Source organism: Legionella worsleiensis (genome assembly GCF_001467535.1).
Classification (GTDB): Bacteria; Pseudomonadota; Gammaproteobacteria; order Legionellales; family Legionellaceae; genus Legionella; species Legionella worsleiensis.
Genome location: NZ_LNZC01000011.1, coordinates 65,889 through 78,456, shown reverse-complemented (window position 1 = coordinate 78,456; position 12,568 = coordinate 65,889). Strand labels below are relative to the sequence as shown.

Below are 12,568 nucleotides of genomic sequence, written 5' to 3'. Positions count from 1 at the left end.
CATGATTTTTTATACCCCAGGTATAATGCCATAATGTACGACTTCACTGACTGCCCCGTTTCTTGAATTACTGTTAACTATCCAGAAATTCCCTTTATTATTCAAACCAAATTTTACATTCACATATTCGCATACTTTAATCGTATCCGCACAGTCCAGAATTTTGCCGTAAGAAGCTTTGCCATCACCTAAAGTACAAATAAATTTCACTTCTCTCTCCCCTGTCGCCAGTACAGCCCAGGAATTGGCTTTAATGGAATGATTCATCCGGGTAGAGTATTCACTTTCTTTATCGCGCATTTGATACAAACTGACCGTTTGCGGTAATTTATTAAAAAAGAAGTACATGGATTGCAATGCGCCTTCTTTTCCTGGGTAGAGAGATAAAACCTTTAAACTTTGCTGAAAGCCAACAGGAGTGCATCCGGTAGGAAACTTATTATTGTCTTTTTGTTCAGCCTTTTCCTGAGACGCAGTGTCTTTCTTGGAAGTAGCCGCTTCAACAGGCATCAAATAAAGCATTCCTGATAAAAGCATTAGTGCAGTTGAAATTGATCGTTGGCGTATTGTTATTTTCATGATTTTTTCCCACTGTCGTTTAACGGACGCACAATAACTTTTGTCCCCATAAAATTATTTCGTTCACTGGATAACTGCACAAAGTGCTCATTTAACCATTTGGCATCCTGAACAAACATCCGCACACACCCATGGCTGGCTCTTTGTCCTGGAATATCGTCAGAACCGTGCAGAGCGAATCCTTTGTGGAAGTACATGCAATAAGGCATTTTGGCTCCGCCTTTTCCTATAGGGAACACATTGGAAGTACATTTCACACTCTCTTTACTGAATACTCTGAATATCCCGGTTAAAGTACGGCATGATTTATTAGAATCAGAACATTTATCTCGTCCTGAAGAAATAGGCCCCCACCACACCAAGTGACCTTGCGCATCATAGGCCCCCCAGGCAAGTTTTTCCTGATCAACGATAATTTGCTTTTCATTCTCACCGTCAATTTTTAAAGGAAAGGGTGAGACGTCATAAATCGTAACGTATGCGAGATTTTTGGGTACGGCAATTTCTCTTCCTGGCCATAGATAGTTATAACTGCGATTTATCCTTTGTACCAGGTCACGCTGTACGGGATCAGGGAATAATTTATCCCAACTCTCTCCTGAAGCAACTTTGATGCATTCATATTGAGGATATCCGCACAATGCTGTTCCGTAAAAATTTGCAGCATTGATCCCAGCAGCCATAGACATCATGAACGCTGTTAGTATAATTTTTTTCATGGTGCCGCCCCCTCATGCCTATTTTTATTAAAGTTACATGCAAGATTTGTGCTTAAAATTAAAAAAATTTATTTTGGACTTATTTTTTTTTCATATTTTCTTTTCGGTCATTTCTCAAGAAAGTTTAGAGCTGCATACAAAATAATAATTAATGACTATATTTAATGTAGCATTGATTGAAAAAACAAATTATGAGTACTCCAGAGAATCCAAACGACGCCAGAGCATCTAACAAGATAATGAAAATCACCGAACTGAATCAGTCTGTTCAGCAACTGATTGGATCCTCACAAGACATGATTATTGCTTTTGATTTGCAGGGTAGAATCATTGCTATGAATGATAAAGCCGCCAAACTGTTTGGAAAAAAAACCAATCAGCTTGCAAACAAAATGCTCTGGAGCCACTTCAAAGGCAACACCTACTCGCAAAAAAAACAATGGGTCAAAGCACGCTCATCATTTAAGCTCGCTAAAGAAGGAATCACCCAACAATTTACCTGGATTGAGTACCTCGCCAAAAAGCCTATACGTGCTTATAACGTACTGATAAACAAAACAGAATTACATGGGATTCCGCTGGTTTTTGCCAAGCTAAACAATGTGTTACAAGAAAAAATAATCGAATGGGCTTTGTGGTCCCTGGCACAAATTAGTAATCACAGCGAATTAAACGCCGTTATTGACGACATTCTCCAGTTAATCAGCGAAGCGTTCTCCGCAGATTATGCATCAGTATGCCTTATTGATAATCAACGCATTGCCCATACCGTAAGTTACTTCGCATTAGGAAAAAAAGAGAAAAACATCAGCTACTCACTGCACTTCTCACCATGCGATAAGGTAATTTCCCAAAAAAACATCTGTCATTTTGATGACATTCAACACCAATTTCCCCAAGACAAACTGCTCACTAAAATGAATGTGCACTCCTACCTGGCTGGCCCAATCATCAACGCTCATGGTGATGTAGTCGGTCTTATCAGTATCATGACCATCAGAAAATTAGCCATGAACCGTCTTCACGACACATTATTTCGCTTGTTTCTAAGCAGAATTAATTTAGAAATTGAACGATTATTAAACCAAAGACGCTTACAGTTTTTAGCCAGTATTCCCCAACAAGATCCCAATCCGGTAATTCGAATACTGCCTTCCGGGGAGGTAATTTTTGCCAACAAACAAGCTAAGGTCGTAATAAAACAATGGAACGAGCTGTACTCCGGTATTCCTGAACAATTACTTAGAGAAGCCGAAAGGGCTCGAGAAACAAATCAAGTGCTTCGCATTGAACTTGCAGCAGACGCTAAAATCTATTTGTTTACTCTCGTCTGGATGGCTGAATTCAAGCAAATCAATATTTACGGAACTGATATTACCCAGCTCAAATCCACCGAACAAAACATGCTCAATTTAGCCCGTTGCGACGCATTAACGCAAATAGCCAACAGACAATATTTTGAAGAACAACTCATAGAAAAAATATACGATCATCAGCTTAAAGGAAAACACCTGGGATTACTTCTCATTGATTTGGATAATTTCAAAACAATAAATGACACTTTGGGACATCCTATTGGTGACAGACTGTTAAAGGCTGCAACAAAGCGCATGGTGCGCTGTATCAGGCAAGAAGATTTTATTGCCCGCATTGGAGGAGATGAGTTTGTCGTATTAATACCCGAGGCTACAGTGAGTTGCACAAAATTAATTGCAGAAAAAATCATTACGGTTTTATCTCGAAGTTTTCAATTTGGCGAATATCAAATGAATATTTCGGCAAGTATAGGAATTGCGCTTTACCCTGATAGCGGAGAAACGACCAGCGATCTGCTAAAAAATGCTGATCTGGCCATGTATCAAGCAAAAAAAACAGGTAAAAACAGTTATGCTGTTTTTTCACCCTCCTTGCACTTTATTCAAGATCAACGTAATACAATTATCAAAAAAGAACTTAAATTAGCTGTTGCTAAAAACCAGTTATTCATTGAGTACCAACCACAAGTCAATATTCACACAAATAAAATCATTGGTTTTGAAGCCTTATTACGCTGGGAGCATCCACAAGAAGGCGTGATATTACCGGGTGAATTCATCCCAATTGCCGAGCAAACCGGGTGCATTCACGTCATCAGTCAGTGGCTTATCGAACAATCATTACACGATTACCACTTTATTCGTTCCGCAGGATTTGATGGAGCCTTATCACTTAACATTTCATTAGCTCAATTAAACGACGCACGATTTCTCGATTCACTCAACGATAATTTAAAGCAAGTCCATTGTGCAAACAATCAAATTATTCTGGATATTTCGGAGCGTGTTATTGCGCCTCATTTCATGAAAATAACCAAATCACTAAAAAAGATTCACCAGTACGGCATCAAAATTTGTCTTGATAATTTTGGCAGCCCCCAAGTATCCATTCCTAAACTGTTGTCTTTACCCCTGGATTACCTCAAGCTGGATCAACAACTGTTAACAGGAATTACAAAGACCCCAAAAATGCGCATGCTTCTTAAAGGAATTATTCAATTAGCCAAAGATCTTAATATGCAGTGCATCCAGAAAGGGGTTGAAACCAGGCAGCAACATGAGATACTTCAATCCATAGGATGCCAGTACGCCCAAGGGTATTACTATTCTAAACCCATCAATGTATTAGAACTGCAAAAATACATCCACAATAAGTTAACCACCCACAAATAACCTCATTTTAATAACCCAAAAACTACACCGGCAATTTCTCGTATTACCCGGCAAATTATGGTATTACTCCTGATTTTACTTCAGGCTATGAGTGCACAAATCCCATTCTTATCTGATGCCTCATTTTTTTTCATTTAATAATTCATTAAGGTTGCTGAAGTAGTATAGGCACACTAAATAAACTTAATAAATGTACCCTAATTATAAGAATGAGGATGTTGATTATGACGGATGTTACGCACAAAATTTATCAATACGATCCTCATGCACACGTCAAAATCTGGCTCAGCATGAAACCCGACAATTTTATGAATACAGAAAATCAGATGCGCTTAATTACCATGCGTGAAAATAATCCCGCTGATTCAATTAGTCTGGTTTACGATTCGTCCTTACTCAATGAGCAGGCCATCAACAGCTTAAACCTCTTTTGTGCCGAACACCGCATAACTCCTGTTGATGCGCATCAATTTGCCACTAACCTTAATTCTGAACATGAACATACCCTTTATGAACTTTATCGAGATGAAATTACGCATTTCAATGAAGGGGGAAACCCAGCTTTAGCCAGCGATATCCTAAGATGGCTGTCACCTGTTTATACCCGAGGAACGTATACTGATTTTGATGTTCCAGTGGATACAGCAAAACTCCCCAAAAAAATGGATGTTCAAGCACCGCTATTATTAAATATTGGCAGTTTACGGATCAGAAACAAAGACATCATATTGTCAAACAATGATTATATTGCCATAGCAGATCCCCTGGCCGCTCAGAATGACATCAACAAAATTCAACAAGGAATGATTGATGTATTAAGACATTACACCACTGATTTTATAGAAAAAACCGCAGAGGAATTTGGTAAAAATAGCTTTTTGAATAAATATTTCATCAATTTTATGAAAAATCGCTCCGAGTCCATCTACATCGCTCGCTCTAAAAACATATTTTCAGGAGGAAAAGAACCCTCCTCAAGACAATTAAGACAATACATCAATGAAATAATGAACGATTCAGAGCAATTCATTAACTTCAACAAAATATCAGATCAGGAAACACGTGAATCGGTATTGCTCCGATTAAGAAACGAATTAAAAAGCCAGATTGGATTTTTTAAATGGTTCTTTTTTAGAAATGAATACAAAGAAATCAACGCAGCTCTCCAAAAAACCGACAGCCAATTGTTGGATTATCTTATGAAAAAAGAACGCACTCTGTACTTAAAATCTATAGTCGTGTGCACTACAGGCCCCATAGCAATAGCAAAATTTCTTTTCAACAACTATGTCTTTCATTCCAACGATTTTAATCACACAGTTCAGCCCTACTCTTTTAACCATTACGGTTTAAAAAAAGCATTTCAATCACTGAATTCTATTCCAATGAGCACAAGCCTTTGGGGAATGATGACTTTTTTAGGTACAGAGGATGGAACATTAAATGATTCCTCCTGGTTGGAAACAGGAGCGCAACTGCAAAAGACACGTGGCGAAATTTTGCAAAATCAAAAAAGAACACTGCAACACGAATTGCCAGAAATACTAGACACCGCTAAAAAGTCTATAGAGGAACATATCAAACAACTGCAATCCCGTTCAACGGGTTTTTGGGGGCTGTTTTTTTCGCAAAGAAAATTAAATAAAATAGAGGCGTTACAACAGATTTCAGCCTGTTTTAAGCACGATCATTTCGACACCAATCAATTCAAAACCGCTTTAAACACAATTAAGGCAAATAAGAAATCCGTGTATGCCGGCCTCTTTTCTAACCATACCCAACACCTCATCGAAACTCTTAAGCAAAACTGCACGAAAGCGATTGTATTTGGCCTGACTACCAACAGAGCCATAACAATCAAAAAAAAATCAAATCCACATTCTGATTCTTCTTTGCCTGCTGCATCATCAACTGAAAATAAACTAAAGCCCATTCACGAACAAGGACTTAGTTTTTTTAAGCAAAACAAAAAATCAGATCACCACGCTCCAACAAGTCAAACAGAAGAACGTCAATTCACAATAGATTAATAAATATAATCATAAGCTAGTTAAGGAGTGATTGCGTGCCATTACATATCGCAACGTATGAAGAATTAAAGCAACTAATCGATAACTGCCAGGAGTTTGAAGGCAAATATTATTTATTACCTCTCCTGGTGAATCTGGCACAATCCAATCGCCCTGCTGATAGGCTTGAACCTGTCGCACGCCGATTAATCTTAATCATTAGCCATATAAACCAGATAAAAAATACCCAACTTCCCCAAGACAAGCGATTAGAGCACGTCAAACAAATTTTGACGCATTACAACGCCTTAATCAAAGAAATAGGCGCTAGTGGCATCATGTATAAAACCAAGCAAGCGCTACTGGATTTTGGTGGATACATCATTGGATTTTTTGCCGGAGTTTTGGGTGGTATTGTGGGCTCAATCACCCTGGTATTAAAGGATATCGTCGAGTTACAATTACCAACGGGTTTTTTCATGGGCGGTTTCACCGGTTTTTTTGTCGGATTTATCATGGGTCGCCGTGTTCCTCATACCCTGCTAAAAGAAAGTGAAACCCGGCTTATTCGACATACGGTCCGAAAACTCGCAACATCTTTTGAATCGCTCTTTGAATCGCTGCAACATGATTACTTAAGTGAAATAAAACAAGAGATTCTCAACGATTATTTTTTCGGTAATCAGGAACAATTTAGCCAATTTTTGCAGACCCAACAAACCTATGAAATACTGGGGATAGAGGCTGAATTTTTTAGCGCCAGATTTAAGGGTTCTCTGGGACATCACAGTTTTATTAAATTTACCATCAATAATATTTTTGATAAACCTAAACTAATCGAACTGGGAATGCCTTCCGATGCTATAACCGAAATCTCTCAACGTGAATCCAGAACAACAACAGGTGAACAACTGCTCAGAATGCTGACCATGCATAAAATATTATCCCAACAGTATGAACTGAGTTTAAGGAACCTTTTCAGGTTTTATCAACGGTACGAGGCAGGCATTAATGACTGCCAAACGTATGTGGATAAAATTTTAATTTCAGTAGATGAACCCGTAAGCCAGGTAAAACGCTTTACTGATTCGGATACGATATTTGGACACATCATAGGCACCATGCTTAATTTCTTTAGTCCATTACCCACAGAAAAACGTCAACTGAATATCCCAAACACCCCGATTAACCGTGAAAATATTGATGAATTCGCTGTGCCAAATGGGCGCTAATGCCCGGAACTTTATTTATTTCTTCTACGGATGCTTTAGACAATTCCTTTAAGCCACCAAAGCGCTGCAATAAAGCCTGTCTTCTTTTGGCGCCGACACCCTCAATACTCTCAAGGGTCGAATCAAGGCGGGCTTTCTGTCTTCTCTTACGATGAGCAGTAATTGCAAAACGATGCGCCTCATCTCGGATGTGTTGCAAAAGATGCAGCGCCTTTGAATCTTCAGGTAAAGTAAACTCCCGGTCTTCATTGACTAAAATCAATTTTTCCCAACCGGCTTTCCGAGATGGCCCCTTGGCAACACCGAGAATAATCACGCCACTCACCAGTAAAGAGGCCAACACCCGCTTAACTACAGCAACTTGTCCCTTACCTCCATCGATGATTAATACATCAGGCAGAGATTGCGCCTCGATAAGGCGTTTAAATCGGCGGGTAACGGCTTGCTCCATGGCAGCATAATCATCACCAGGAGTAATCCCTTCGATGTTAAATCTTCGGTAGTCTTTAGTGCATGGACCATCCTCATCAAAAACCACGCAAGAGGCTACAGTCGCCTCTCCTTGCGTGTGACTGATATCAAAGCATTCCATGCGCTTTATAGGCTTTTGTAAAGACAACAACTGCTCCAAGGCATGGTATCTGGCTCGGGTGGTTGCGTGTTGACTTAAGTATTCTGCTGTTGATATTCGCAAATTATTCACAGCAAAATCCATCCATCGGGACTTACTACCCCTAGGGTTAATTTGGATGGTGCATCCTTTGCCACGCTGTTCAGAAAGCGCTTCTTCCAGGGAATGATGGTCCTGCAGCGCTTTATTAGTAATAATCAGGGCAGGTATTCTGTCACCGGAATCGAGATAATAAAAAGCAACAAACGCAGCAAAAGTTTGCTGCCACAAATCGTCACCATCCAACTCCTCTTGCAGGCCGCTCATAGGAACTGAAGGAAAAAAACTGCGGCTGGCCAGCACCTGTCCCTCTCGTATCGTAACGCATTGAATGCATGCAAAACCTGGTTGCACCTCAATGGCAATAACATCAGCATCGCCTTTAAGCTGAACTACAGCCTGTTGCTCCTGAACCAAACGTAAATTTTTAATCTGATCACGAAATACAGCTGCCGCTTCAAAATTAAGTTCGTCTACAGCACCTTGCATGCGCTCAGTTAATTCATCCAAAATGATTTGACATTTACCCTGTAAAAAACGCATGGCATCGTCTATGGATTGGCGATACTCCTGAGGGCTAATATACCCCACGCAGGGAGCAGTACAGCGTTTTATCTGATATTGCAAACATGGGCGAGAACGGGCATTAAAATAACTGTCCCGACAATTGCGAATTTTGAATACTTTTTGGATGGTCAGAATGGTATCTTTTACCGCTGCACTATTGGGGTAGGGGCCAAAAAAATGACCTGATACCGGTTTTTTTTTACTCCTGTAACTTTCAATACGTGGAAATTCCGGGTGTTTTGAAATATGGATGTAGGGATAAGACTTATCATCACGCAACAATATGTTGTACTTGGGTCTTAACGCTTTGATCAGATTGCTTTCCAAAAGCAATGCTTCTGTTTCCGTTCTGGTTACGGACAGTTCAATAGAGGCAATTTGGCTAACCAGAGAGCGGGTTTTTGCCCCGGTGTTGTGTTTGTTAAAATAGCTGCTGACTCTTTTTTTAAGATTGGCGGCCTTACCCACGTATAAAACAGTACCCGCTTCATCAAGCATGCGATAAATTCCCGGGTCACTGGGTAATTTAGCAAGAAAGGCTGATAATTCAGCTGGAGTTTGACCAATATTCATAAACTGCAAACAAAGAGGTAATTATATCGCATCATAATCTATTCTGGAACGAATCAGGACTGTTTATAACCCGACGAATCGCAGTTCATCACATTAATCGTCTTGAATGATGTCATTAGGGTGTTCAATCACGCGATGTTTCATGGCTAAATAAGTGAGCTCTACATCGTTTTTTATTCCTAGTTTTTCAAACATACGATAACGATAACCGTTTATCGTTTTGCTGCTCAAAAACAACCTGTCGGCAATATCCTGGACATTCATACCGCTGGTAATCATGAGCATGACTTGCATCTCCCGCTCCGACAACATATCAAAAGGAGAACCCTGGGCATCCTGAAGACTGTTAATGGCCATCTTCTGAGCAATCTCGGCACTAAGATATTTTTCGCCTTTAGCCACTTTACGAATTGCAGCAGCCATCTCTTCTGCGCCTGACTCTTTGGTCAAATAGCCCATAGCACCTAACTGTAACACACGGGTAGGCAGGGGATCGGGGCACATTGCGGTAACCGCAATCACCTTGATATGTGGATTTGATTTTTTTAAACGACGGGTAACTTCCCAACCATCGATTCCAGGCATTTTCATATCTAAAAGAACGACATCAGGATTGTGCGTTTTGACAAATGCCAAAGCTTGCTCACCGCTCTCTGCATCGGCAACTACGTCTACATCCGACATGTCTTCAAGCAATCGTCGAATACCCATTCGAACCAATGCATGGTCATCAACAATTAATACTTTAATCAAATGATGCTCCTTGACTCACCAGTCAATGAACAAAGTGTGTTGGTCGATGTTAGCAAGACTCTTCTATCATTACAATACATAGGCCTCCTATTCACTTGGGTGGCCTATGAAAAACAGGGAACTCGTGGGTATATTGGCCATTAACAGCCTATTTAGCCATCTTAAAGCCGCATGTTAGTCACCGTACAATGAGCCAAAAGACAACTTATATTGTCACTAACACGCCAGGATATGGATGCTGGGATTATCAGGATCCACATCAAAAAATGGAGGATACTCTCCAAGCTGTCGTGCTTTAACTATGTATTGACTTATATCGGAAGAAACAAACCGGTACAAAGTCTCATAATCATTTATAACAAAATACACCGGCTGTAACCTGTCTATCCGGTAAGGCATACGAAAAACAGCAACAGGATCAAACAATGCCCGCAAGGGAATATCGCTCTCCACACTATAAGCCGTTTCACTGATAGACGATAATATTCCACCGCCATAAGCTCTCAAACCTTGTGCCGTATTAATCAAACCAAACTCTACGGTAAACCAGAACATTCGTTGCAATAAGGGCCAGTCTGCCTCGGGGAAGGTTAAAACCTTACACGCATAATCATGAATAAACTCGGCGTAAACCGCATCAGTTAGCATAGGACAGTGCCCAAATAACTCATGAAAAATATCAGGTTCCTGCACATAATCCAATTCTTCTGCACAACGAATAAACGTGGCTGCGGGAAAGAATTTATTGGATAAAAGCTCAAAAAATTCGCGGGCGGAAATTAAAGCGGCCACCGGAGCCACCTGCCACCCTGTTTGTTCTTTTAATTTTTTACTTACTTCTGGAAGTTGAGGAATTTCCTTTGCGGTAATTCCCAGAGTATTCAATCCTGCGATAAACTCATCACAAGCTCTGCCAGGTAATAACTTCATTTGTCGTTCAAATAATGCAGTCCAGACTCTGTTTTCTTCTGCTGAATAGCTGACTATACCCTGAGCATTGGGAACATGTGCCACATAACGACTTTCAAACCCCATAACCTCTCCTTCACTCATTTACATTTCAATTCTACCCAAAATGTTATCCTGCAAAGCCTGTTGCTCTGGTGATGCAACAATACACCCAGGTTAACTATTCGTATCATGACGACAAATCATCCTTTTTACCAGCACCAGTTTTTTTTATTGCCTGACTCATTAATTCTCTAATACATTGCGTATGACTCTGCTTTTTTTCGACAGCCATGATTGAGTAAAAGCGTTTCAATACGGGCTTTATCCTCAGCATCGCAATTTTTATTATACGCCAACCAATCAAGTCCTGTATTACCATTAGTAGACGGCTCATTCAAGTCTAATGCAATTTTATCCTTAAATGACAGGATACGTTCAACCATTTCATAAGTCCCAAGAGCACAGGCACGACGAAAACCCAAACCTGATTTACCTTCATCGAAAGCTTGTTGTATCAGTGCAAATTGGGGATTATCATTGATAACGGCACGCAATTGCTCAGCAAGCTCTCGAGTATTTGCTGAGATTGACTCAAAAAACAGATGATGGGGGTTATCTCCCGCAGCAGAAAGCATGAGTGGAGCACCTTTAACCACAAAACGAATAAAATCGGCAAGTAACTGCTCGTCTTGAATATCAAAAAGACGCTGTGGCGCACATATAATTTCTTTTAATTTGGATAACCGTTCATCTGTTTTGAAAATCAGATTTCCTTCAGCGCAGTTGAGTAATTGTTGGTAATAAATCTGGCCTAATTTGACCATGTGTACCACACTGGAAACAGAGCAACAATCCAGGCGATTGGGATCAAGCAACAGAGTCAAAGGCATACCGTAATCCCTGAGCAGTTTGTTCAATAAAATAGAACAGGTTCTGATATTTCCATCAGTAAAAGGATGCAACTGGGCAATATGCTGAACATGCTTTACTATGCAGACTAATTTGTCCTCGTTTGTCACCGCATTGCGCATATCGGCTTCAAATTCATTGATAATCCTGTCCATTTGATGATGAACAGTATCTGCCAAATCCCCGTCTTCTATATTAAAACCACTGTCTATAATCATTTGATAGGCAAAATCATTATAAAGCAAGCCCACTTGGTGCATTGATGATTCAAAATCCAGAAAAAGTCTTGTTTCTCTCCCATTATACAATTTAATCCAGCATAGCTTTTCTGGTTGTTCTGCACTATGCTTAATAATATAGATTGGAACAGCATCTGTCTCTGCTCTTCCGCCAAAACTGAGGGAATGAATGGACTCAGGATTATTCAATATCCAATAGCGAATGAACTCGCCTATACCTTTAAGATCGGCAGAATAAGTTAGAACACCATACGAACGTGTTGGTCCGCTCATCAACTCAGGAGCAATACAAAAGTTATTACAATTTTTTTTATATCCCCCCCTACCCACTGTTTCGTCAAATGCCATGGCCTCAAAATTAATTTTTTTTAAGAGCTGATGGGTTATTTTTCCATCACGACTGTCATTAAAGGCGGTAATATAAGCATTTAATTGAGCAGCGCCATATCCTGGTTCTGAAGCCACATAAGACCTGTAATCACGTCCACAGTTTAACTGTGCTATATCAACCAGAAATAAATAAAGAAATTGATGTAAATGCATGATGGCTTCAAAGCTCAAAAGGAATAAAGATTGCGATACTAAACCATAAAAGAACACCGTTCAAGCACTATGATCATCAAATGAACTAAAAGTCGATTAAAGTTCATCTGTATCCC

General features: G+C 39.9%; 9 protein-coding genes. 3 read left to right on the top strand and 6 right to left on the bottom strand.

The window, feature by feature from the left end; all coding sequences use genetic code 11:
• Positions 1-9: 9 nt before the first annotated feature.
• A complete protein-coding gene (locus Lwor_RS05610) occupies positions 10-573 on the bottom strand; it encodes an endopeptidase IV (RefSeq protein ID WP_415582891.1) in 564 nt (187 codons plus the stop codon).
• 2 nt (positions 574-575) lie between these two features.
• Positions 576-1,298 (bottom strand): L,D-transpeptidase, encoded by a 723-nt coding sequence (locus tag Lwor_RS05605; RefSeq protein ID WP_058492918.1) that lies wholly within the window; start codon positions 1,296-1,298, stop codon positions 576-578.
• A 191-nt stretch (positions 1,299-1,489) separates the two neighbouring features.
• Between Lwor_RS05605 and Lwor_RS05600 the strand changes: the two genes are divergently transcribed.
• The 3 genes from Lwor_RS05600 (at position 1,490) to Lwor_RS05590 (ending at position 7,247) form a co-directional block, all read left to right on the top strand.
• Positions 1,490-4,006 carry a sensor domain-containing phosphodiesterase gene (locus Lwor_RS05600; RefSeq protein ID WP_058492917.1) on the top strand — a complete coding sequence of 839 codons (2,517 nt, stop codon included), beginning with the start codon at positions 1,490-1,492 and terminating at the stop codon, positions 4,004-4,006.
• A 224-nt stretch (positions 4,007-4,230) separates the two neighbouring features.
• A complete protein-coding gene (locus Lwor_RS05595) occupies positions 4,231-6,036 on the top strand; it encodes a glycosyltransferase family 88 protein (protein ID WP_065235842.1) in 1,806 nt (601 codons plus the stop codon).
• Between the two features lie 35 nt (positions 6,037-6,071).
• Positions 6,072-7,247: a hypothetical protein gene (locus tag Lwor_RS05590; RefSeq protein WP_058492916.1), complete on the top strand. Its 1,176-nt coding sequence runs from the start codon at positions 6,072-6,074 to the stop codon at positions 7,245-7,247.
• On the opposite strand, the gene uvrC is transcribed toward Lwor_RS05590, so the two are convergent.
• The 4 genes from uvrC to Lwor_RS05570 all read right to left on the bottom strand — a co-directional run bounded on the left by uvrC (position 7,201) and on the right by Lwor_RS05570 (position 12,452).
• Complete coding sequence (uvrC, locus tag Lwor_RS05585; RefSeq protein WP_058492915.1) at positions 7,201-9,057, bottom strand: excinuclease ABC subunit UvrC; 1,857 nt, start codon at positions 9,055-9,057, stop codon at positions 7,201-7,203. The genes Lwor_RS05590 and uvrC overlap by 47 nt on opposite strands.
• 93 nt (positions 9,058-9,150) lie before the next feature.
• Positions 9,151-9,810 (bottom strand): two-component system response regulator LetA, encoded by a 660-nt coding sequence (gene letA / locus Lwor_RS05580; RefSeq protein WP_058492914.1) that lies wholly within the window; start codon positions 9,808-9,810, stop codon positions 9,151-9,153.
• Between the two features lie 216 nt (positions 9,811-10,026).
• Positions 10,027-10,845, bottom strand: coding sequence for a phenylalanine 4-monooxygenase (gene phhA, locus Lwor_RS05575; RefSeq protein ID WP_058492913.1), 819 nt, complete (start codon positions 10,843-10,845; stop codon positions 10,027-10,029).
• 167 nt (positions 10,846-11,012) lie between these two features.
• Entirely contained in the window at positions 11,013-12,452 is a 1,440-nt protein-coding gene (locus Lwor_RS05570; RefSeq protein ID WP_115090945.1) for a Fic family protein, read from the bottom strand.
• Positions 12,453-12,568: the final 116 nt, after the last annotated feature.